The 22,848-nt window shown below is 61.7% G+C and carries 22 protein-coding genes; 14 read left to right on the forward strand and 8 right to left on the reverse strand.

The features are described from left to right. The first annotated feature begins 14 nt into the window (after window positions 1-14). From B5E41_RS21425 to B5E41_RS21445, 5 genes are all read left to right on the forward strand, one after another. Window positions 15-839, forward strand: coding sequence for a glycosyltransferase (locus B5E41_RS21425; protein WP_088396028.1), 825 nt, complete (start codon window positions 15-17; stop codon window positions 837-839). Next, on the forward strand, window positions 836-1,756 hold the full coding sequence (locus tag B5E41_RS21430; RefSeq protein ID WP_088395955.1) for an NAD-dependent epimerase/dehydratase family protein: 921 nt from the start codon (window positions 836-838) through the stop codon (window positions 1,754-1,756). Before B5E41_RS21425 ends, B5E41_RS21430 begins: the two co-directional genes overlap by 4 nt. Before the next feature lie 131 nt (window positions 1,757-1,887). Then, a complete protein-coding gene (locus tag B5E41_RS21435) occupies window positions 1,888-2,475 on the forward strand; it encodes a 5-formyltetrahydrofolate cyclo-ligase (protein WP_088395956.1) in 588 nt (195 codons plus the stop codon). A 3-nt stretch (window positions 2,476-2,478) separates the two neighbouring features. After that, window positions 2,479-3,303, forward strand: a complete 825-nt coding sequence (locus B5E41_RS21440) for a TIGR00282 family metallophosphoesterase (RefSeq protein ID WP_064804791.1) — start codon at window positions 2,479-2,481, stop codon at window positions 3,301-3,303. Window positions 3,304-3,404: 101 nt separating this feature from the next. Further along, window positions 3,405-4,250 (forward strand): MBL fold metallo-hydrolase, encoded by an 846-nt coding sequence (locus B5E41_RS21445; protein WP_088395957.1) that lies wholly within the window; start codon window positions 3,405-3,407, stop codon window positions 4,248-4,250. A 30-nt stretch (window positions 4,251-4,280) separates the two neighbouring features. Here B5E41_RS21445 and B5E41_RS21450 read toward each other — a convergent pair whose 3' ends face one another. Beyond that, window positions 4,281-4,784 carry a pyridoxamine 5'-phosphate oxidase family protein gene (locus B5E41_RS21450; protein WP_088395958.1) on the reverse strand — a complete coding sequence of 168 codons (504 nt, stop codon included), beginning with the start codon at window positions 4,782-4,784 and terminating at the stop codon, window positions 4,281-4,283. Window positions 4,785-4,925: 141 nt separating this feature from the next. Here B5E41_RS21450 and B5E41_RS21455 point away from each other — a divergent pair, with 141 nt between their 5' ends. After that, the gene (locus tag B5E41_RS21455) at window positions 4,926-5,672 is read left to right on the forward strand and encodes a YebC/PmpR family DNA-binding transcriptional regulator (protein ID WP_088395959.1); all 747 of its coding nucleotides are present in this window, start codon (window positions 4,926-4,928) and stop codon (window positions 5,670-5,672) included. 212 nt (window positions 5,673-5,884) lie between these two features. Here B5E41_RS21455 and B5E41_RS21460 read toward each other — a convergent pair whose 3' ends face one another. Together B5E41_RS21460 and B5E41_RS21465 are read right to left on the reverse strand one after the other, a co-directional pair. Beyond that, window positions 5,885-6,886, reverse strand: a complete 1,002-nt coding sequence (locus B5E41_RS21460; RefSeq protein ID WP_088395960.1) for an LLM class flavin-dependent oxidoreductase — start codon at window positions 6,884-6,886, stop codon at window positions 5,885-5,887. A 122-nt stretch (window positions 6,887-7,008) separates the two neighbouring features. After that, a complete protein-coding gene (locus B5E41_RS21465) occupies window positions 7,009-9,324 on the reverse strand; it encodes a methyl-accepting chemotaxis protein (protein WP_088395961.1) in 2,316 nt (771 codons plus the stop codon). A gap of 242 nt (window positions 9,325-9,566) precedes the next feature. Between B5E41_RS21465 and ruvC the strand changes: the two genes are divergently transcribed. The 8 genes from ruvC to B5E41_RS21505 all read left to right on the forward strand — a co-directional run bounded on the left by ruvC (window position 9,567) and on the right by B5E41_RS21505 (window position 14,561). Further along, window positions 9,567-10,076 carry a crossover junction endodeoxyribonuclease RuvC gene (ruvC, locus tag B5E41_RS21470; protein ID WP_011426701.1) on the forward strand — a complete coding sequence of 170 codons (510 nt, stop codon included), beginning with the start codon at window positions 9,567-9,569 and terminating at the stop codon, window positions 10,074-10,076. Window positions 10,077-10,130: 54 nt separating this feature from the next. After that, a complete protein-coding gene (locus tag B5E41_RS21475) occupies window positions 10,131-10,394 on the forward strand; it encodes an AbrB/MazE/SpoVT family DNA-binding domain-containing protein (protein ID WP_088395962.1) in 264 nt (87 codons plus the stop codon). Continuing rightward, window positions 10,375-10,791, forward strand: a complete 417-nt coding sequence (locus tag B5E41_RS21480; protein WP_088395963.1) for a type II toxin-antitoxin system VapC family toxin — start codon at window positions 10,375-10,377, stop codon at window positions 10,789-10,791. Before B5E41_RS21475 ends, B5E41_RS21480 begins: the two co-directional genes overlap by 20 nt. 13 nt (window positions 10,792-10,804) lie before the next feature. Further along, complete coding sequence (gene ruvA, locus B5E41_RS21485) at window positions 10,805-11,419, forward strand: Holliday junction branch migration protein RuvA (protein ID WP_004669783.1); 615 nt, start codon at window positions 10,805-10,807, stop codon at window positions 11,417-11,419. Between the two features lie 82 nt (window positions 11,420-11,501). After that, window positions 11,502-12,542 (forward strand): Holliday junction branch migration DNA helicase RuvB, encoded by a 1,041-nt coding sequence (gene ruvB, locus B5E41_RS21490; protein WP_088395964.1) that lies wholly within the window; start codon window positions 11,502-11,504, stop codon window positions 12,540-12,542. Next, a complete protein-coding gene (locus tag B5E41_RS21495; protein WP_088395965.1) occupies window positions 12,543-13,445 on the forward strand; it encodes a metallophosphoesterase in 903 nt (300 codons plus the stop codon). Window positions 13,446-13,452: 7 nt separating this feature from the next. Beyond that, window positions 13,453-13,959: an NUDIX hydrolase gene (locus tag B5E41_RS21500; RefSeq protein WP_088395966.1), complete on the forward strand. Its 507-nt coding sequence runs from the start codon at window positions 13,453-13,455 to the stop codon at window positions 13,957-13,959. Between the two features lie 38 nt (window positions 13,960-13,997). After that, window positions 13,998-14,561, forward strand: a complete 564-nt coding sequence (locus tag B5E41_RS21505; RefSeq protein ID WP_088395967.1) for a DinB family protein — start codon at window positions 13,998-14,000, stop codon at window positions 14,559-14,561. A 79-nt stretch (window positions 14,562-14,640) separates the two neighbouring features. On the opposite strand, the gene B5E41_RS21510 is transcribed toward B5E41_RS21505, so the two are convergent. The 5 genes from B5E41_RS21510 to B5E41_RS21530 all read right to left on the reverse strand — a co-directional run bounded on the left by B5E41_RS21510 (window position 14,641) and on the right by B5E41_RS21530 (window position 22,797). Then, on the reverse strand, window positions 14,641-16,023 hold the full coding sequence (locus tag B5E41_RS21510) for a virulence factor family protein (protein WP_088395968.1): 1,383 nt from the start codon (window positions 16,021-16,023) through the stop codon (window positions 14,641-14,643). After that, window positions 16,020-18,623: a bifunctional lysylphosphatidylglycerol flippase/synthetase MprF gene (gene mprF, locus B5E41_RS21515; RefSeq protein WP_088395969.1), complete on the reverse strand. Its 2,604-nt coding sequence runs from the start codon at window positions 18,621-18,623 to the stop codon at window positions 16,020-16,022. Before mprF ends, B5E41_RS21510 begins: the two co-directional genes overlap by 4 nt. A gap of 224 nt (window positions 18,624-18,847) precedes the next feature. Next, complete coding sequence (locus tag B5E41_RS21520; protein WP_088395970.1) at window positions 18,848-20,962, reverse strand: mechanosensitive ion channel family protein; 2,115 nt, start codon at window positions 20,960-20,962, stop codon at window positions 18,848-18,850. A 210-nt stretch (window positions 20,963-21,172) separates the two neighbouring features. Further along, window positions 21,173-22,204: a phosphogluconate dehydrogenase (NAD(+)-dependent, decarboxylating) gene (gnd, locus tag B5E41_RS21525; RefSeq protein WP_088395971.1), complete on the reverse strand. Its 1,032-nt coding sequence runs from the start codon at window positions 22,202-22,204 to the stop codon at window positions 21,173-21,175. Between the two features lie 110 nt (window positions 22,205-22,314). Next, complete coding sequence (locus tag B5E41_RS21530; RefSeq protein WP_064804814.1) at window positions 22,315-22,797, reverse strand: SRPBCC domain-containing protein; 483 nt, start codon at window positions 22,795-22,797, stop codon at window positions 22,315-22,317. Between the last annotated feature and the right edge of the window lie 51 nt (window positions 22,798-22,848).

Here is a 22,848-nt window from a genome sequence, read left to right on the forward strand (position 1 = left end):
TGCAGTCGAACCCGATGAAGCGCTCGCTCGCCTTCGCCTACGTCACCCTCATTACCAACGCCGACTACGCGATGGGCGCCACCGCCCTCGCCCGGTCTCTGCGTCGCACCGGCACCAGCGCCGACGTCGTCGTCCTCCACACCGGCGGCGTCGACGCAGCCGCTCTCGCCCCGCTCGAGGCCCTCGACTGTCGCCTGATCCAAGTCGAGCACCTGCCGCTGTCCGATACCTTCAACGAGCGCCACGCCCGCGGCCATCTCCATTCCGCCGTCCCATTCACCAAAGGCCGCAAGCCGGAGTTCCATTCGCCGCTCGACAATTTCTGCAAGCTCAGGCTCTGGCAGCTGGTGGAGTATGAGCGTTGCGTCTTCATCGATGCCGACGCCCTGGTGCTGAAGAACGTCGACAGGCTCTTCCTCTATCCGGAACTTTCCGCCGCTCCCAACGTCTATGAAAGCCTCGCCGATTTTCGCCGCATGAATTCCGGCGTCTTCGTCGCCACGCCCTCGCATGACACATTCCGGCGCATGCTGGAAAGCCTCGATAGGCCGGAGGCCTTCTGGCGACGCACCGACCAGACCTTTCTGGAGACGTTCTTCCCGGAATGGCACGGCTTGCCGGTTTATTTCAACATGCTGCAATATGTATGGTTCACCATGCCGGAGCTTTGGGACTGGAAGAGCATTTCGATCGTGCACTTCCAGTATGAAAAACCGTGGGAAAAGGATCATCCCAAGGCAAAACAACTACAACCCTTGATCGATCTATGGCACAGTATACACGAGAGCGGCGATATGCCGGAGATCACGGCGCTGAGAAATCCGGAAGGGATGGCATGAAAGTACTGGTATCCGGGGGAACGGGTCTCGTCGGCCGGTACGTCGTCGAGGAGCTGCTGGCCGCCGGCTATCAGGTGATTGTCGGCGGACGCCGGGCGCCGCTGCCGCGCTTCTTCTCCCGCCCGGTCGAGTTCGCAGCACTCTCCCTTGATCCCGAAAAGGATCAGATCGACGTCTTCGACGACGCCTATTTCTTCGTCCACGCCGCCTTCAGCCATGTTCCCGGCAAATATCGCGGCGGCGAGGGCGACGATCCCAAGAGCTTCCACAGATTGAACCTCGACGGCACGGTCCGGCTTTTCGAAGCGGCCAAACGCGCCGGTACGCGCCGTTGCGTCTTCCTGTCCAGCCGCGCTGCCTACGGCGACCACCCACCGGAAACCGAGCTTGTCGAAACAATGCCGCCGAAGCCGGAGACACTCTACGGCCAGGTTAAATTCGACGCCGAAGGTGCGCTTACCCATCTCTCGGCACCGGGTTTTGCGGGGGTAAGCCTGAGGGCGACCGGTGTCTACGGCGATCTCACGCCGAACAAATGGGATGGTCTTATCGCCGATTATCTCGCCGGCCGGCCTGTTGCTGCTCGCGCCGGGACGGAGGTTCATGGCCGCGACCTCGGCCGCGCGGTGCGGCTGATGCTGGAGACGGAAAGCACCCGCGTTTCCGGCGAGGTCTTCAACATATCGGACATAACAGTCGACACGCACGACATTCTCGCGCCTATCCGCCGTGAAACGAGCTATCCTCACGCCTTGCCGCCCACCGCCGATAAGGCTGCGCTCAATCCGATGAACACGGCGAAAATCCGTGCGCTCGGCTGGCTGCCAGGTGGAGCTCCTCTGTTCGAGGAAACGATGCGGCGGCTGGCCGCCGCGCTGCCGGTGTCGCCGCGACGCGAATCTGCGCAGGATCGATAGGCATCCTCGTCCGACGATCGGCAACGGTAGACCGATACGACGCGAAACGGGCGCAGCCCTGTCGCAGCCGGCATTTGCATCGGGTCTCCGGCCGGTTATGCTCGGCCGAACCTCTCAATCCGGCAGATCGAATGACCGCAAATGAACTGAAAGCGCAGTTGCGCAACGAACGGCTGTCCGCCCGCGACGCCATTGCTCCTGAAGAGCGCACCTCCAAAAGCCTCGCAATGGCCGATCACGCCGGTGAGGCGGTCGCCTTCGAGCCAGGCACCATCATCTCCGGCTTCCTGCCGATCCGGTCGGAGGCCGATCTCAGGCCGCTGATGGCGCGCTTTGCGGCACGCGGTGCGCGGCTCTGCGTGCCGGCGATCCTCGACAAGCAGACCATCGTCTTTCGCGAACTGGCGGAAGACGCACCGCTTGTCGCGACCGGTTTCGGCACGGTCGGCCCCGCCGAGCATGCCGCCGTGCTCGACCCCGAGATCATGCTGGTGCCGCTTTCGGCCTTCGATGTCAGAGGTCATCGCATCGGCTACGGCGCCGGCTACTACGACCGCGCCATCAGCCGGCTCAGAGAGAAAGGCCTGCATCCCAAGCTGATCGGCATTGCATTCGACTGCCAGGAAGTGGCACATGTGCCCGACGAGCCGCATGACATAAGCCTGGATGCCATCCTGACAGAAAGCGGCCTTCGCTTTTTTGCCTCTTGGATTGGATAGGGAATGCGGCTGCTTTTTTTGGGTGACATGGTCGGCAAGACGGGACGCACGGCGGTCTGGGACCGCCTCCCCGGCCTGATCTCCGACCTCCGGCTCGATTTTGTCGTCGTCAACGGCGAGAATGCCGCCGGCGGTTTCGGCATTACCGAGGACATCTTTCTGGAGACGATCAATGCCGGCGCTGATGTGGTGACGACCGGCAATCACGTCTGGGACCAGAAGGAAGCCGTCGCCTTTGCCGGGCGGCATGATCAGTTCCTGCGACCGGCCAATTATCCCCAGGGCACACCCGGCCGCGGCTCCGGCCTCTTCTATGCCCGGAACGGCGCGCGCGTTCTCGTCGCCAATGTCATGGGTCGCGTCTTCATGCATCCGGAACTCGACGATCCCTTCAAGTCGGCCGAAGCGATCCTCGACGCCTGCCCGCTGAAAGAGCAGGCCGATGCGATCATCTTCGATTTCCACGCGGAAGCGACCAGCGAGAAGCAATGCTTCGGCCATTTCGTCGACGGCCGCGCCAGTTTCGTCGTCGGCACCCACACCCATGTGCCGACCGCCGACGCGCAGATCCTGAACGGCGGCACCGCCTATATGTCGGATGCCGGCATGTGCGGCGATTACGACTCCTCCCTCGGCATGGACAAGGAGGAGCCACTCAACCGCTTCATCTCCAAGATGCCGAAGGGCCGCATGGAAGCAGCAAGCGGCCCGGCGACGATCTGCGGCGTCGGCGTGGAGATTTCCGATGCCACCGGACTGGCCGAAAAGATCGCGCCGCTTCGGCTCGGCCCGCGTTTGGCCGAAACGGTGCCGGAGTTCTGGCGGTAATCCAGCCGCCCCAACACGCAATTGTGAGTATCGTCGCTCTGGACCGCTGCGACCTCATGACGCATCCTCCGCCGCTAAATGAAAGCGCCGGAGGGGGTGGCATGAAGCCGCATTATCTTATCCTCGCTATCACATGCCTGGCGGCCTTCGCCGCATCAGATCCTGCCAGGGCACAGGAGCCGCGCCCGCCGGCCAGTCAATGCCAGGCAATCGCCGAGAATATGCCCAAGGCGACCTTCGCCAGTTTTTCCGGCGCCGCGGCGCCGATGCCGGCCGTGTCCGAGGGCGAGAGTGTTAAATTCACCTATCTCGGCCATTCCACCTTCGAAATCGAGACACCCGCCGGCATCATCATCGCGACGGATTATAATGGCTGGTACAGGCCGGCGACGACCCCCGATGTCGTCACGATGAACAAGGCTCACACGACCCACTTCACCCTGACGCCTGAGCCCGACATCAAGCATGTGCTCCATGGCTGGAGCGACGTGCCGGGCGAGAAAGCCAGCATCAATCTCGTCGTCGGCGATGCCTATATCCGCAACGTCACCACGGATATCCGCGTCAGCTACGGCCTCGGCGGCCCGCAGGAGGATGGAAACTCGATTTTCATCTTCGAAACTGCCGGTCTCTGCATCGGCCATCTTGGCCATCTGCATTACGAGCTGACGGATAGCCATTATACCGAAATCGGCCGCCTTGACGTCGTCATGGTGCCCGTCGACGGCGGCCTGACCATGGGCGCCGACAGCATGAGCCGCGTCATCAAGCGGCTGCGCTCATCGCTGATCCTGCCGATGCACCGCCGTGGCCCGCCGGTCAACGCCTTCGTCTCCATGTTCGGAAAGGACTTCGATATCACTTATGCGCCTGATGACAGCCTCACCGTCTCCATGCGCACGCTTCCCAAGAAGCCGCTGATCTATGTAATGAAAGGCGTGCAGTAAAGCCCGGCGGGTCTCTGCAAACCTTGCTGATCAAGCAAATTGCAGGTGGCGTTTGACGCCGACGTCGGGCATCTTGTCGTCGTCGAGATTGGCCTTGGCGATTTCCCAGCCGAATTTAAGCGTGCTGCCTGTCGAAACCCAGATCTCGGCATCGTCGACATGCAGCGAAAGCATGGTGAGTTTCGGATCTTTCTTGCCGCCGTCATACCAGGCCGCCACCATCGAACTCCAATATTCCTCGATCTTGGAAGGGTCGTTATGCACCTCGATCACGCCGGAAAGGCAGGCGTGATAGTCGTGATCCTTGCCGATGACGCAGAAATGCGCGCGGCTGCCGGGCTTGATGGCGCGAACGATGTCGGCGTCGGTCTTGGTGTAAAACCAGATCGTGTTGGTGGTAGGGTCGGCATGCGGCGCCATCGGCTGCATGTGCATATCAAGCCCGGAAATACCGAGCATGCCGGCATGAACGCCGTTGACCTGATCCCAAAGCTGACGTGCTGGTTGCTCCCGCGCCTCGCTGAGACTTGCCATGACCGTTCCTTTCCGTTGGATGGAGTTCGGTTGAAACGTCATCCTTTCGCCTTTGTTCCGAACTGCTTTTCCCTTGAACGGCTGCCGTTTCGCTCTTATAAGGCGGCCCATTCCGAACAATGAGACGTGAACAGGGGTGCCATGGCTGGCCATTCACAGTTTAAAAACATCATGCACCGCAAGGGCCGTCAGGATGCCGTGCGGTCGAAAATGTTCTCCAAGCTTGCGCGCGAAATCACCGTTGCCGCCAAGGCCGGCCTGCCTGACCCGACGATGAACGCCCGTCTTCGCCTGGCGATCCAGAATGCCAAGGCCCAGTCCATGCCGAAGGACAATATCGACCGCGCCATCAAGAAGGCAGCCGGCGCCGACGGTGAAAACTACGACGAAGTCCGCTACGAGGGCTACGGCCCAGGCGGCACGGCGATCATCGTCGAAGCCCTGACCGACAACCGCAACCGCACCGCCTCCAACGTCCGCTCGATCTTCACCAAAGCTGGTGGCGCCCTCGGCGAAACCGGTTCCGTTTCCTTCTCGTTCGATCATGTCGGCGAAATCACCTACAAGCTTTCCGCAGGCGACGCCGACAAGGTGATGGAAGCCGCGATCGAAGCTGGCGCCGATGACGTCGAGACCGACGAGGAGGGCCATTACATCACCTGCGCCTTCGAATCCCTGGGCGAAGTATCGAAAGCCCTGGAAGCAGGCCTCGGCGAAGCCGAAACCGTCAAGGCGGTCTGGCGCGCCCAGAACAACGTGCCGGTGGACGAGGAAAAGGCCCAGTCGCTGATGAAGCTCATCGACTCGCTCGAAGACGATGACGACGTGCAGAACGTCTATTCGAATTTCGAGGTCTCGGAAGAGGTTCTGGCGAAGCTCTCGGCTTGAGCCGCACTGCAAACACGCGATGTCATCCTCGGCCTTGTGCCGAGGATCTGCGCCGGCCCATTAAATATCTAAAAATAAGTATTTTCCTGTCAGGCAATTGCTGTGGCTAGATGCTCGGCATAAGGCCGAGCATGACGGTCGAGGCGTTGCCAACAAACGGAACCCGGCCTTGGCGCCGGGTTTTTCTGTCTCTGGCGACTGCTTGGAAAACCTTAGGCGGCGGCCCGCGCGAAGTTTCCCAGCCCGGCGAACAGTTCCACCGACTTCAGCCGCGCCTCGATATCATGGATCGGCATCGAGATGATCACCTCGTCGGCCTGCGTTTCCTTGAGAAACTCCGTCAGCTTCGCCTCAGCCGTCGCAGGCGAGCCTACCACGGCGTAGCGCAGTGTGTGTTCGACGTTCATCTTCTCCATCGGCGACCAGAAGCTCTCCATATCGCTGACAGGGCGCGGGAAAGGACCGCGCACATTGCGGCGCAGGTTGACGAATTGCTGCTGGGCGGAAGTGAAATGGTAGCGCGCCTCCTCGTCCGTTGCCGCCATCGCGCCCATGACGCCGACCATCACATAGGGCTTGTCGAGCGCCGCCGAGGGCTGGAAACGGTCGCGATAGATCGCGATGGCGTCGAGCAGCATATCAGGGGCAAAATGCGAGGCGAAGGCATAGGGAAGCCCGAGCATCGCCGCAAGCTGGGCGCTGTAGAGGCTGGAGCCGAGCAGCCAGATCGGGATATGCGAACCATTGCCGGGCACCGCAAGGATCGCCTGGTTCTCGACCGGAGCGCCGAGAAGCTGCTGCAATTCCACCACGTCGTTCGGGAAACTGTTCGCGCCGGCCTCGAGGTTGCGCCGCAGCGCCTGTGCCGTGCGCATGTCCGTTCCGGGCGCCCGCCCGAGACCAAGATCGATGCGGCCGGGAAAAAGCGCCTCCAGCGTGCCGAACTGTTCGGCGATCACGAGCGGCGAATGATTGGGCAGCATGACGCCGCCGGAACCGATGCGGATGCGTTTTGTCGCGGCCCCGACATGGCCGATGACCACGGCGGTCGCCGCACTGGCGATGCCCGGCATGCCGTGATGCTCGGCGAGCCAGAAGCGCTTGTAGCCGAGTTCTTCAGCCTTCTGAGCCATCCGCCCCGAGCTTTCGAGCGACTGACGCACGGTGCTGCCTTCGGCAACGGGAGAAAGGTCGAGTATGGAGAAAGGAACCATGGAAACCTGCCGGCGGTTGAACGATGCCGTCTATGTAGGTTGGCGCCCGCCCATTCCAAACCGCACACGCAAACAAAAGGGCCGCGCGATGGCGGCCCTCGTCGAATATCGGAAGCGACGTCTCACCGGTGACGACGCAACACATGCACCTCGGCGCTCGGCCTTTGATGCCCCTGCGGCAGCGTGAAATTGCCGAGCTGGCGGTCCATTTCCAGAGCCTCCGTCGCCAGCCGGTGGATCGCCGCCGTCGTCTCCTCGACCATTGAGGCGTTTTGCTGCGTCATCGCATCGAGTTCGGCCACGGCGTTGTTGATCTCGCGCAGCGTAGTGGCTTCCTCGCGGGTCGACTCCATGATCTCGTTGATCTGCCCGTTGATCGCCTCGACATGGGCGCCGATGCCCGTCAACGCAACGCCCGCTTTTTCGACCAGCGCGACACCGCTTTCGACCTCATGCGTCGACTTCTGCAGCAGGCTGGAAATTTCCTTGGCCGCGCTCGATGAGCGCTGGGCGAGCTCCCGGACTTCCATGGCGACGACGGCAAAGCCCTTGCCCGATTCCCCCGCGCGCGCCGCTTCGACGCCGGCGTTGAGCGCCAGCAGGTTGGTCTGGAAGGCGATGTCGTCGATGACCGATATGATCGTGTTGATCTGGCGCGAGGAGGTCTGGATCGCCTCCATCGCCGCAATCGTCTCGCGCATGATCTGGCTGGAGCCGGTCGTCTCCTTCTTGGCGTCGCGGGCGATGCGCTCGGCCTGTTCTGCCCTCTCGATCTGGCGGCGAACGGACTGGGTAATGGCGCTGATCGCATTCGCCGTCTCGGTGATCGAGCCGGCCTGACGTTCGGTGCGCCCGGCAAGCTCGTCGGCGCCCGTGCGCATCTCCTCGGAGCCGGCGCGCACCGCCATCGAGTTGCCGCCGATCGCCGTCATGGTTTCGCTGAGTGTGGCGAGCGCCTCGTTGAAATTGACACGCAGGCTTTCGAGTTCGTTCGGGAAGCGAGTATCGATCTGATAGGAGAGATCGCCGCCCGCCAGATGATGCAGCCCCTCGTCAATCGCCTCGACCACCTGCTGCAGCGTCCTCGCCTCGGCCTCGCGCTCGGCGAGGTTCTGCTGACGGTCGTGCTCGGCCTGCAGGCGCGTCTCTTCGCTGGCGGCTTCGAGTTCACGGCTTTCGATCAGCGATTGGCGGAAGCGGGCAAGCGCGTTGGCCATCGTGCCGATCTCGTCCTTGCGGTTCAGGCTGCCGATCTCGCTGTCGAGCTTGCCGTCGGCGACGTCGCGGGTGACACCGGCAAGCCGGGCCAGCGGCGAAAACAGGAAATTGGTGACGAGCCCGGTCGCGATGGCCATGACGACGAGCACGCCGATGCCGATCATCGTCAGCAAAGTGGCGATCTCGATCGAGCCGGCATTGAGCTCGCTGAGCAGCACACTCTCGACCACCAGGAAGCGCTCGCCGCGATAATCAATGCCACGGACATAGGCGCGGGCCGCGCCGTCCGCCCGGTCGAAATCGGCCACGGTCATCGCGGAACTGGCAAGCGCGTTCTTGATGAAGGTGAAGGGGGTGGCATCGAGCGTCGCAAGCTTGCCGCCGGCATCGAGGGCGATAGCGGAGCCATCGCCGGAGACGATCGCAGCCCGCGCGGTGCTGCCCTGGACGATGCCCTTGGCAAGGATGCTCGAGATGATGTCCTCACGCACCTTGAACAGGATTATACCCTTGGCCGCTCCGAGCTTGACGATGGGCACGGCATAGAAGATTGCGGGCTTGCCGCTTGCCGCATCGACGCGGAGGCCGGAGAAGCCCGTCGGCGCGGCGTCATCCGTCGCCTTGGCGGTATTCTCTATCGCCTTGGCGAATGCGATGCCGGCACCCGTTGTCTTCCAGGCGTCCGACTTCAGATTCTCCGCGAAGTCATCGTCCTTCTTGTAGGAATAGAGCACGCTACCGTCGAGATCGGCGATCAGCAGATCGCTGAAAGCGGTTTCTTCGAGGTCGCGGGCAACTTCGCCCTGCGTCTGCTCATGGTTCGAATAGTAGAACCCGCTCGGCCCTTCCGGCTTCATCAGCTTCTCACGCTGGTCGGCCGGGTTGGGATTGCCCGTGATAAAAACCTTCTTCAGCTCGGCGCGTGCATCCCCCGAAGTCTTCTGGATTGTTTTCCAGCCGCTCTTCAAGCTGGTGATCGACATCTGCAGCGCCTCGATGCGCGCGATGGAATTGGCCTGGTTCTCGAGCTGCGCCAGCTGATCCTGCAACATATCGCCGCGGAAGATCAGCACGCTTTCCTTGGCCTTCAGCGCCTGCTCGTCGGATATGCGGCTGCTGGCGAAATAGGCAAGCACATCGATGACCGCGATCGATAGCACGGTCATCAGGATAAATGTGACAATGACCTTGAAGGACAGGGATTGAAATCTCTGAGCCATATGCAACGAACCCTTCTGAACGGCGCCTGCCAGCCTGGGCACGCGGTGCATCCCCGGCCGGCTGACCTGTCAACAGAACATCGGGGGCTTATTCTTGTGAAATGAAGCCCTCGCACATTCGATGAACTAGAATTCAGGCATCTCTTTTAATTCGCGGTAAATGAGGCGCTCTAAAACCGAGTGTGTTTTCGTTTTGTTCACATATCGATGGCACTTATTTCGCAATCGCTATAGGTTGAACCATGCAAAATACGATTCGCATCATTGGCATCGATCCCGGTCTCCGTCGCACCGGCTGGGGAATCATCGACACGTTAGGCAATTCCCTGAAATTCGTGGCATCGGGAACGGTGACCTCCGATGGCGAGATGGACCTCGCCTCCCGCCTCTGCCAGTTGCATGACGGGCTCGCCGATATCGTCCACGCTCACAAGCCCGATGAGGCCGCCGTCGAACAGACTTTCGTCAACAAGGACGCAGTAGCCACACTGAAACTCGGCCAAGCCCGCGGCATCGCCATGCTGGTGCCCGCGCGCGCCGGACTGCCGGTCTCCGAATATGCGCCGAATGCGGTGAAAAAGGCGGTCATCGGCGTCGGGCACGGCGAAAAGCAGCAGATTCACATGATGTTGAAGATCCTGATGCCGAAAGCCGAGTTCAAGGGCGATGACGCCGCCGATGCCTTGGCGATCGCCATTTGCCACGCCCACAATCGCGGCGGCCACCGGATGCGCCAAGCGCTGGCCGGATAATCCGTTCTTGACTTGTTCTTTTCCCATGATAAGTAATACCGCAGAGGTATTACCATGCGGGTGACCGAAAAAGGCCAGGTGACTATTCCCAAGGACATCAGGGATCGCTTGAAAATCGGCCCGGGATCCGAGGTCGATTTCATTGCTGATGAAAAGGGCGCCCGGCTCGTCGTTCTGTCCAGCCGCACGGAACCATCGCAGGACGATTTTGAATCCTGGCTCGGCAGCATGAGCGGCACTTTCGACACCAACGGCATGACGACCGATGAATTCATGGAATGGCTGAGGGGACCACGCGATGACCTCGGTCCTCGTTGACACGAACATCTTCATCGATATCTTCGGCCCGGACAATCCTTTCAGGGAATGGTCCGCACGCGCCTTGAGCGCATTGCGTCCGGATTCACAATTCATCATGACACCCGTCGTCTGGGCGGAGCTGGCAAGCATGACCCCGCGCGAGGAAACGCTTGCGTTTCTCCTGTCGCGGTTAAACCTGATCCGCGAGGCCCTGCCGTTTTCCGCCGCTTACCGGGCCGGCATGGCGCACGCACGGTATCGGAAGAGCGGCGGCCTGCGCGAGCGCACCCTGCCGGATTTTTTCATCGGTGCGCACGCGGTTGTTCGATCGCATCGTCTTCTGACACGCGATGGCGCGCGCTACCGCCCCTATTTCCCGGAATTGGACATCATTTCTCCCGAAACGCACCCTTGAGAGACCGCGCCCTATGATCGGCAAGCTGAAAGGCACCATAGACGAGATCGGCGAAGACTATGTGCTCGTCGATGTGCACGGCGTCTGCTACGTCGCCCACTGCTCCGCCCGCACCCTATCCAAGCTCGGCTCGGCCGGCGAGGCCTGCGTGCTGTTCATCGAAACCTATGTGCGCGAGGATCAGTTGAAGCTCTTCGGCTTCATGACTGCATTGGAGCGGGAGTGGTTCAACCTGCTCCAAAGCGTTCAAGGCGTGGGCGCCAAGGTCGCGCTTGCCGTGCTCTCGACCTTGACGCCGGGCGAACTCGCCAATGCGATTGCCCTGCAGGACCGCGCCGCCGTTTCCCGCGCGCCGGGCGTCGGCCCGAAAGTGGCGATGCGCCTCGTCACCGAGCTCAAGAACCGGGCGCCGGCTTTTGCCGGGGAAGCGATCAATATCGCCCTCAAGCAGGAACTCGGCGAAGGTGTCGCGGCCGCGCCGGTCGCCGATGCGGTCTCCGCGCTGACCAACCTCGGCTACAGCAGAGACCAGGCGGCCAATGCAGTTGCGGCGGCGATGAAGACGGCCGGCGACGGCGCAGACAGCGCTAAGTTGATCAGGCTGGGATTGAAGGAGTTGGCGCGGTGAAGCCCGGAAAAACGACGGTTGGATATCGAGGCGACCGTTTTTTGGTGTATTGCTGTGACAGGTTTCAAAACGGAATAAGAGCATGAGCGAACCCGCCCGCCTGATATCGCCGGAAAAGCGGGGCGAAGATCTCGACATTACGCTGCGCCCGCAATCGCTGGACGAATTCACCGGCCAGGCGGAGGCGCGCGCCAATCTCAAGATCTTCATCGAGGCGGCGAAGAACCGCGGCGAGGCCCTGGACCACGTGCTCTTCGTCGGGCCGCCCGGCCTCGGCAAGACGACGCTGGCGCAGATCATGGCGAAGGAGCTCGGCGTCAACTTCCGCTCGACCTCGGGCCCGGTGATCGCCAAGGCCGGCGACCTCGCCGCCCTGCTCACCAATCTCGAGGAGCGCGACGTGCTCTTCATCGACGAGATCCACCGCCTCAACCCCGCCGTCGAGGAAATCCTCTATCCCGCCATGGAGGATTTCCAGCTCGACCTCATCATCGGCGAGGGCCCTGCCGCCCGCTCGGTGAAGATTGACCTCTCGAAATTCACGCTGGTCGCCGCCACCACCCGCCTCGGCCTGCTGACGACACCGCTGCGCGACCGTTTCGGCATTCCGGTGCGGCTCAGCTTCTATACCGTCGAGGAACTGGAGCTGATCGTGCGCCGCGGCGCACGGCTGATGAACCTGCCGATGACCGAAGAGGGCGCCCGCGAGATCGCCAGGCGCGCCCGCGGTACGCCGCGCATTGCCGGCCGGCTGCTGCGGCGCGTGCGCGATTTCGCCGAAGTGGCAAGGGCCGAGGCCGTCACCCGCGAGATCGCCGACGAAGCGCTGACCCGCCTGCTGGTCGACAATGTCGGCTTCGATCAGCTCGACAAACGTTACCTCAACATGATCGCCGTCAATTTCGGCGGCGGCCCGGTCGGCATCGAAACTATCGCCGCCGGCCTTTCCGAGCCGCGCGACGCGATCGAGGACATTATCGAGCCCTACATGATCCAGCAGGGTTTCATTCAGCGTACGCCGCGCGGCCGCGTTCTTACCGCAATCGCGTGGAAACATCTGGGAATGCAACCGCCCAAGGAGATGGAGGCTGCGCAGTTCCGGCTGTTCCAGGAGGACGACTGAGTGATCACCCGCCGCGGATTTTTCAAGGTTCTTGGCGGCGGTATCGCAGGCGTCATGGCGCTCGGCAGTTATGCCTTCGCCTATGAACCGCTGGCGCGGCTCGGCATCGCCCGCTACCGGCTGACGCCGCCGGGATGGACACCGGGGCTGAAGCTTCGCATTGTCGCACTCGCCGATATCCATGCCTGCGAACCCTGGATGTCGGCAAACCGCATTACCTCGATCTGCCACAGGGCCAATGAACTCGAAGGCGACGTGACCGTCCTGCTCGGCGATTACGCCGCCGGCATGAACATGGTGACGCAATATGTGCATTCGAGCCAATGGTCGAAGGCGCTCGCAACCCTGCAAGCCCCGCTTGGCGTCCATGCAATCATGGGCAACCATGACTGGTGGGAGGACAGGACCGCCCAGAACAACGGCGGGATGGAAACCTTCGGACACCGGGCGCTTGCCGATGTGGGCATCCCTGTCTACGGCAATCGCACCGTCCGGCTCGAGAAGGATGGCCGCGGCTTCTGGCTCGCAGGGCTCGAAGATCAGCTGGCGCTGCTGCCCGGCATGAAATGGGGTCGCACGCGCATGACCGGCCTCGACGACCTCGATGGAACGATGGCTCAGATCACCGATGACGCGCCCGTCATCCTGCTCGCCCACGAGCCCGATATCTTTCCTCGCGTGCCCGAGCGTGTCTCGCTGACGCTCTCGGGTCATACCCACGGCGGACAGATCCGCTTCTTCGGCCGTTCACCAATCGTCCCCTCCCGCTACGGCGATCGCTACGCCTATGGCCACATTGTCGAGAAGGGGCGTAATATCATCGTTTCCGGAGGGCTCGGCTGCTCCATTGCTCCGGTCCGCTTCGGCGTGCCGCCGGAAATCGTCGTAATCGATCTCGGATAAGAATGACATGAGCAAGCGCACTCCCATTCGCCTGACTCAGGGTGCTGCGCGTTTCAACTACCGCATCGCCGGCCTCGGCTTTCGCCATGGGCACGTGCTTGTTCATCGCGCCGTGCACGAGCCCTTCTGGACCTTTCCGGGCGGTTGGAAAGAAATCGGCGAGACGTCGGAAGAGACGCTGAAACGCGAGATGGTGGAGGAGCTTGGCCTCGACGTCACCGTCTTGCGCCTGCTCTGGATCGTCGAGAACTTTTTCCACTACGAACAACGCGATTGGCATGAACTCGGCCTCTATTATCTGATGGAAATCCCGCCGGAATTTCCCTTTCAGCCACATGAAATCATCCATCGCGTCGAAGATGGCGACAACCATCTCGAATTCAAATGGGTGCCGGCAACACGCGCGGCCCTGACCGCGCTCGACATCCCGCCCTATTTCGTCGCTGATGAAATCGAGAACCTGCCCGGGGCACCACGTCATCTCGTCTGGCGCGACGGCAATCTCGATGCCTGACGCAAACATTCAGGAGTGCTGGAAGAGGAAAGCCGCCGATGTCGACCTTCGATCCCACCAGGACCTTTCGCAAGCTTGCGTATAACAACGCCCTTGCCAACCACCGGCTGCTTCACGCCTGCGCGGCATTGAGGCCGGGCGAATTCGAAGCGCCGCGCACGAGCTTCTTTCCGTCGATCAAGGAGACGCTAAATCATATCATCACGGTCGACTGGTTCTATGTCGACGGCATGGAAGGTGGCACGCTCGGCTTCCAGGCCTTCGAGGTTGACGAACCCTTCGATGATGTCGAGTCACTGACCCAAGCGCAGGCAAAGGTCGATCAGCGCCTGATCGACCTTTGCGAAGCCCTGACGCCGGAAAGACTGATCTCGATCGTCAGCCTCCATCGTGGCAATCGTATTCAGCAGGAGCGGATGGACGACGTGCTCGCCCACCTTTTCCAGCATCAGACCCATCATCGCGGCCAGGTCCATGCGATGCTTGCCGGCACCAGCGTTGCCCCGCCGCAGCTCGACGAATTCATCGTCGCCGACGATGCGCGGTTTCGCGGCAAGGAACTCGCCGAACTCGGCTGGCGCGAAGAAAAGCTGATGCATTGAACGCAGAACCCGAAATCGAAATCGATTTTCGGGTTATGCGCCAATCCAACCGTCAAAGCATACCGCAAGGTGGCAGCGCTTAATCCTGCAGACGTCTCTTCAGCGCGTCGATGATCGTCTTGGTGAGAAGGTCGTAATTTTCGTCGAAGTGATGGTCGCCGGGTAGTTCGACCACTTCGGCGCCGCTATTTTTGAGTGCCGGACAGGCGACATCGTCGTCATCGTCCTTGCCATAGACGCACTGCACAAGCTTCGGATCGACGTTCTTCAGATCGGCGACGGGATCGCCCCCCGCCCCTTCAGTCTTTTGGCCGAGCCAACCAAGAACGGAGATGACGTAATCCACTTGGTGGGAGAGCGACAGCAGCGACAACTGCACCACCGAGGACTTCTCGGCTGGTTTGAGCAGCTGATAGGTCGCGGGCACGACATCGGCGCCGAAGGAGTAGCCGACGAGCAGCACATGCTTCACCTTCCACTGCTTACGATAGAAATCGATGATCTTCGAAAGATCGCTGGCCGTCTCCTCCGGCTTGCGCTCCGACCAAAAATAATGAAGCGAATCAACGCCGACGACGGGAATGCCTTCCTTCTGCAGCGTGCCGCCGACCTCCTTGTCGATGTCGCGCCAACCGCCGTCGCCCGAATAGATCACCGCCATCGTATCGAAGGCAGGCGTTGCCTCCAGCACCGCCAGCGGCAGGCCGAGCGGATTGCCGAAGGCGCCGGAGGCAGTGACGAGATCGTCGAGCGTATCGGCAAATACCGTCTGCGCATCGTCGGTGGCGTCACGGATCTCGATTGCCGAATGGGCCTTCTGCAGCGCCTCGACATGCGCCCGGCCGTCCTTGTCAGCTTTAGGCGTGAAGACTGATATGATCGGATCCGGCAGGGCGCCGTCGCTGAGGCCATAGACCGTGCGTTGGCCGATCACCTTCTTGGAAGCTGGCGTGCAAAGCTCCTTGGTCAGCGGAATGCCGGCCAGCGGATCGACCGCGAGCGTCTGACCGATCGTCGCATCCGGCGTCTGAGCCGCGATCGCCAGCGCCAAAGCCCCGCCCTCGCCGATGCCGGCGACGATCGGCAGATGATAGGCATTGTTGCCGGTCGCGCGCTGCACCTGCTGGCTCAGCGATTCGATATCCGAGACCATGTAGATGCAGCCGTCGTTGAGGCTGACGTCGTAGCGGCTGAGCGCCTGGATATAAGAGGGAAAGTCGACGCCGATGACGACAGCGCCTTCGGCGACCAGCCTGTCGGCCTCGGCCTTCTCATAATCGCCCCAGCCGGCGGCATCCGAGATCAGCATCACGGTGCCTTTCACCTCCCCTTCCGGCAGGAAGATGTGCGGCGATGGGATGAGACCACTTTCGAAGCTCTGCTTTGTTTCCTCGGCGGCATTAGCCGCTGCGGCCGCGAGCATGCAGACGCATGCCGTGACAAGAAGGATTGTCCTGATCATTTTCTCACTACCCCTTTCAATCCGCCCCCGATCAGAAATGTCGCGTCCATCAACGCGATCATCGGATTGCCTCCTCCGGAAACCGCAAGATAGCGCGGTTGCCAGTGCGGATGAAACTTGGATTTGAATGCCCGAAGGCCTTTGAAGTTATAGAAGCGTTCGCCGTGTTCGAAGATGGTGCTGCCGATACGGTCCCAGACGGGCGCTGCTTCGCGTTTCGACATGCCGGAGAGAGGCGCCATGCCGAGGTTGAAATGGGTGAAACCCTGGTTACGCAGATATTCCATGATCTGCACGAAGAGAAAGTCCATCGAGCCCTTCGGCGCGTCCGGCGAGAAGCGCATGAGATCGATCGTGCTCTCCTTGCGGGATTCGGTGACGAGGATATTGGCGAAGGCGACGATCTTGCCATCCTTCTTCAGGATGCCGACCGGTTGCGATGAAACATAATCGGGATCGAACGAACCGAGCGAGAAGCCTTTTTCCTTGGCATTGTGATGTTCGAGCCAGGCCGTGGAAACGGCAGCGAGATCATCGATGATATCAGGCACGTCCTCGGATTCGACTACCGCGAATTCCAGCCCGTCGCGTTGGGCTCGGCTCGCCGTCTGGCGAAGATTCGCCCATTTGCCGCCTTTCATTTCGAAGGTTCGGAGGTCGGCCACCGCCAGTTCGCCGAGCTTGAAGGCGCGGAGGCCGGCATCGGCGCAATGGGAAAGCAGCGCCGGCGAGATCTGGTAGAAGACGGCGCGGCACCCGGCGGCACGCGCCGCTTCGACGAAGCGCCAGACGAGTTCCTGCACGGCACGATGATCGCCAACCGGGTCGAACAGCGCGATCCATGAACGGCCCTGCCGGCCGTACATGATGAAGGCGTCACCTTTTTCCGAAAACATGATGCTCTTGTCGCCCATGCGCACCAGATTGGCGTCGGCATTGTCCTGCCTCCTGACGATGTCGACGGCGCGCGTCAGCGCCTCCTCCGTCGGCGGCTCCGGCCGGAAGGTCGCCGGCCGGAGCAGGCTGAAAATGGCGATCGCCGACGAGATGATGGTGATGCCGAGCAGGGCGCGCAGTCCCCGCGGCGCCTCGGCGGTGAATTCGAACTGCCACCAGAGTTCGTTGCTGTATTCGACATCGCGATAGACGAAGAGCAGGATGACGACGGCGCCGACGACGATGACCGCGATCGCCATCAGCCAGGACGCCGTCATCGCCTGGTTGAGCAGCGACGCATGCCGGGTGAAGAGCCGTCGGCTGACGAAGAGCCCGAAGATGAGAAAGGCGAGAAATGCCGCTTCGACGAGGGCGATCGCCTTCAGAAGCGACAGGGTCAATGCGGCAACGGCCGAGAGCACGGCCACCCACCACGCGCCGTCGAGCCTCTGACCGAGGCCGCGCGCCGCGACCACCAGCGCAAGCCCGAGCAGGCTGGAAAGGAAGTGTGCGCCTTCGACCATCGGCAGCGGCAGATAGTTGGAGAGGAATTCCAGGTTCTGGTCCGGCGTCGGTGTGACGCTCGAAAATACCAGCATGACGCCGAGCAGCAGCGCCAGGGTCGACAACAGCTGCGGCATCAGCCGTCCGCCGATACGGCGGACACTGGAAGCGGCCGGATGGTCGACAAAACGGCGCAGCTCCGCCGCCGAGACCGCGAGCACGGCGATCAACAACGGCAATACATGGTAGACCAGCCGATAGAGCACCAGCGATCCCAGCACCGCGTCGATATTCACCGCGCTGCCGAGCGAAGCGATGATCACGGTCTCGAACACGCCGAGCCCGGCCGGAACGTGGCTGAGCACGCCGAGACCGACGGCGATCGCATAGACGGCGAGGAAGACCGGCCAGCCGATGGCCGTCTGCGGCAGGAGCACGTAGAGCACCGACGCGGAGGCGGCAATATCAAAGGCGGTAACGAGGAACTGGCGTGACCAGGTGCGCGAGTCCGGCAGGCGGATTGCCACGGCGCCGAAATCGAGCACGCGGCCCTCGCGGCCGATGATCATCACAGCCCCGAGAATGGCGATGATCGAGCCGGCGATCAGCCGGAGAAGGAATGGACTGACGCCGATCAGCGGCCCGATTTCGCTGGCGATGATGATGAGGGCGATCGATGCGACGGCCGCGAGCCCGAGGCCGAAGGAGAGCGTGACGAAGGCGATGATGCGGCCAATATCCTCCGGCGAGAGCCCGAGACGCGTATAGGCGCGATAGCGGATCGCCCCGCCCGACAATGCGCCGAAGCCGGCTGTGTTGCCGACCGCATAGGCGCTGAACGCCGTCAGCGCCACATGCGGAAAGGGCAGCTTCTTGCCGATATACTCGATCGCGTTGAGATCGTAGAAGACCAGCGAGAGGAAGCTGAGAGCGGTGAAGAACAGCGCAAGCAGGATCGCGCTCGGCCTGGTCGCCGCCAGTGCTGCGACGACATCGTCATAGCGCACCTCGTTGGTGAGCTGCATGATGGCGTAACCGACGAGACAGAAGACGATGAGCGTCGCGGCTGCCGTGAGCGGCGTCCTGTAACGTCTGAAAAGCGTGCGAAAGGAAAAACCGTCCGTCGCTTCGATCTCTTCCAAATTGCCGTGACTCGACATCTCTTACCTGCGCAGTTTCCAATTCGGCGGGAATCATTTTTCGAAGACGTAACATGACAGGCATATAAGCTCTATGAAGCCATGCCCGACGCTACCCAACCCCGCCGCCTGCGCCTCAATCATCCTCAATTGGGGCGAATTTGCGCAGGAATACGTGATGGCACATTGCATTTTCGTAAGCTTACGAATGCCTTGCCGCGACAATGAGGTTCAGGTGACGGCATTCATGCCGCCGGTTCGTCGTTGGCTCGCATGTGGGAAGCGTAACGCGCGACGGCAGCCTCCAAATCGGCCTCGCGATCGCCCGTCACCTGCACCGTCGGCACGGCGAACTCGATGCCGTTTTCCTTGAAGGCATTGCGGATCATCGCCAGTGCGTTTCGACGGATGACGAACTGCTCGCCGGGCTTCGTCATCATCGACAGGCGGATCTCGATCGCGAATTCGCCGAACTGCTCGACGCCCTTCATCTTCAGCGTCTCGATGATGTGCGGGCCGAATTCCGGGTTTTCGAGCAATGTCTGGCCGATCTGCTTGATCACCTTTTTCGCCTTGACGAGATCGGTGTCATATTTGACGTTGAGGCTGATCTTGTCGATCGTCCAGTCGCGGTTCAAATTCTTCACCGCGCCGAGTTCGCCGAACGGCACGGTCGTCAGCGGTCCGCGATGGTGCCTGAGCTTCACGGATCGCAGGCTGAAGGCTTCGACGACGCCCTTGTGGCTGCCGCTTTCGATATATTCGCCGACACGGAAAGCATCGTCCCAAAGGTAGAACATGCCGCTGATCACGTCCTTGACGATCGTCTGGGCGCCGAAACCGACGGCCACGCCGACGACGCCGGCACCGGCAATCAGCGGCCCGATCTCGATGCCGAGGCCGGAGAGCACCATCAGAACCGCGATGACGGCGATGACCACGGCAAGGATATTGCGGAAGATCGGCAACAGCGTCTGCATTCGCGCGCGTTTGGCCTTGTCCTCGTCCGTCGCGGTACCGTCCAGCGGTGAATCGAGCAGCTTGCCGTCAATATAGGCTTTGACGACGTGCCAGAGCAGATCTGCCGCAAGCAGGATGACGATGCCACCGATGACCCCGCGCGCGATCTTGTCGACCATCTTGTCGCCAGCCGCCATCATATCGGCGCCGACGCCAAGCAATCGACCAAGCCAGATTGCCGCGATTGCGATAATCAGCGCACGCACGCCGCGGTCGAGCAACACGGTGGCTATGCGGCGCGTGGCAAGGAAACTCGCCTCGGTCTGCCGCAGCGATTTCACCGCGATCGTCGCGACGGCGAGCACCCGCGGAAGCATCAGCACATAGATGCCGAGCCAGAGCAGCCAGTTAAAGCCGGTGACCCAGAGGCCCCAAAGCAGAAGGAAATAAACCGTGAGCGCCCAGGAAATCTCGTGACCGCGCTTCTCGTCCTTATGGGGCCGCGACCAGACCGCCTCGATGGCGATCAGCAGCAATCCAATGCCGAGGATGTAACCCACGAACAGCCGGGCACTCGTGGAAAAACCGAGCGGCTCCATCGACTGAATGGCCGCCCAGCCAAAAATAAAATAGATGACGAAGATTGCAGAGCGGCGATACCAGAAGAGTGCGACGGCGCGTCCCGGCATGGTCGGCGCGGGGACGCCCTGCCGCTCTTCCTCGGCTCGCGCCAGTGCGATGAGATCGACCAGCACACCGCCGAGGCAGATCGTGAAACGCTGGACGATCAGCGCAACGACGCAGACGATGGCGATACTCTGGCTGACCGGCGGCCAGTAGAGGCTGAGCAGCGTCAGCACCGTCGCCGCCGCGAAGATCAGCGCCGGGATGACACGCGGCGCCAGATGCATGCCTGCCATCTGAGCCAGACGGCGACGGCGGCGGCGGAAGGCATAGCGGGCAATGCTCTCGATGATCGCGCCCAGCAGAAAGATCGCCAGGAATTGGGCGATCATGCGCATCCGGCCGGTGGCGGCGATTTCGCCGAAAAGCAGCGAGGATGCATTGCTGATCTGCGAGGGCAGCGTCATCGCGGCATCGGAAACCATCGAGACATGCCGGCGGGCATGCTGCAGCAAACCCGCCAGAACGGACATCTGGTTCTCCGCTGCTGTATCGCCCGCAGGCGTCGCCGCCATCTGGGTCGACATCCATTGCTTGACCTCGGGCGTCTGCATGAGTTGCATCATCTCACGCACCTGGGCCGGCGGAGTGGCCGCGGCCGGCGCTTGTGCCGGCTGCGTCTGGGCAAAGCCGGGCGAAGCCACGGAAAAAAGCGCAATGAATGCCAAGATGCCCGATATGGCGGCCTTCAAGTCTCCTGCCCTGTCACGCTTCACGACCGCCCTCCAACAAAGTGTTGGCGCTTACACAAAGCAAGGCCGACATCTTGCAATGGATACTCGCGACTGTTGCCGCCAGCAAGCGGTAGAAAAACCATACGGATGGCTAAGAACAGCCGGCGTCGCCGCCTGCCCGAGCCATGCCGTCATCCCGCCATTTACGGGGTGACGGTCGCCTTCTGCTCAGTGAAGGGAGTGACTTGGCCTTCAGGATTTCGGCGCCGGCTTTTCCACGTGGCCGCCGAAGCCCGCACGCATTGCCGACAGCACCTTGTTGGCGAACTCGTCATTGTCGCGCGAGGAGAAGCGGCCGTAGAGCGCGGCACTCAGCACCGGGGTCGGCACGCTTTCGTCGATTGCCGCCATGATCGTCCAGCGGCCCTCGCCGCTGTCCGAGACGCGGCCGGCATATTTCGAAAGTGCGGGGTCGACATGCAGGGCATCGGCGGTGAGATCGAGCAGCCAGGAGGTGATGACGCTGCCGCGGCGCCAGACTTCCGCGACATCCTGCAGATTGAAGTCGTATTGGAAATGTTCGGGATGTGCGAGCGGCGCGGTTTCCGCATCGGCCTCATGCGAGGCAGCGCCGATATTGGCGCGTTTCAAGATGTTGAGGCCTTCGGCATAGGCGGCCATCAGCCCGTATTCGATGCCGTTATGCACCATCTTGACGAAATGGCCGGCGCCATGCGGGCCGCAATGCAGGTAGCCCTGTTCCGCGGTGCTGGCTGCAGCCGCATCAGCGCTGCGGTTCGGTGAGGCTTCCGTCGTGCCGGCCCCGGGCGCGAGCGTTGCGAAGATCGGCGAAAGGTGCTGGACGATGCCCTTTTCGCCGCCGATCATCAGGCAATAGCCGCGCTCCAGGCCGAAGACGCCGCCGCTCGTACCGACGTCAACATAATGGATGCCCTTGGTGATGAGCTCAGCGCCGCGGCGGATGTCGTCATGATAGTAGGAATTGCCGCCATCGATGATGATATCGCCGTTCTGCAGCAGCGGCACCAAGCTTGCCAGCACCTTGTCGACGATCGCCGCCGGCAGCATCAGCCAGATAGCACGCGGATGCGCGAGCTTCGAGACGAATTCCTCCAGCGAAGCGCTGCCGGTCGCGCCGAGACCTGTGAGATCGGCAACGCTTTCCGGCCGGGTGTCGTAGACGACGCATTCGTGACCGCCCCGCATCAGGCGCTGGACCATATAATTGCCCATGCGGCCCAAACCGACCATACCAAGCTGCATAATGAATCTCCTGGAAACCGAGATGAAGTATCGACTCCGGAAATTAGCACCCGCAGTGTGACAGGCAAGCAAAGTCTGGCGACCGCGATCTCCTTCGAGGGCAAGCCTCGTCAAATATCCGGGGCGCTGGCCGGCTCGCCCTTCATCTCGCTGAGATACATGCCCTCGCGCAGATTGATGCCGTATTCGACGAAGGCCTTCATGCTGCAAAGCATCTGTGTCCAGCCTTCGCAGTTGAGATAGCTGCCGCGCCGGCCGGCCTCGTCCTCGCGCCAGCCGTTCTCAGCAATCGTCACCAGCGTGCCGCCATCCTCCAGCGGCTTGAAATTCATCTCCACCAGGGTCTTATACCTTGTCTTGTCCTCAGCAGTGCCGCCGTCCCAGCGAAGCACGATGCGGCTTTCCGGCACAAGCTCGACAACCTCGACCGGCGCATCCTTCCACCAGGTTACCGTCGTGCCTTGAACGAGCGGGGCGCTCGCCCCGCCGATCGTGGTGAAATAGCTGCTGAGCTTCTTCGGGTTGACGACGGCATCGAACACTTCGGCAACGGGACGGCCGATCCGGCCGGAAACGCGGATTCCGAGAGACATGATACTTCTCCTCTTCTCCATTGTACCTGACGTCATTATGTTATAAAAACA

The sequence above is a fragment of the Rhizobium esperanzae genome, from assembly GCF_002204185.1.
In the GTDB taxonomy this organism is placed as follows: Bacteria; Pseudomonadota; Alphaproteobacteria; order Rhizobiales; family Rhizobiaceae; genus Rhizobium; species Rhizobium esperanzae.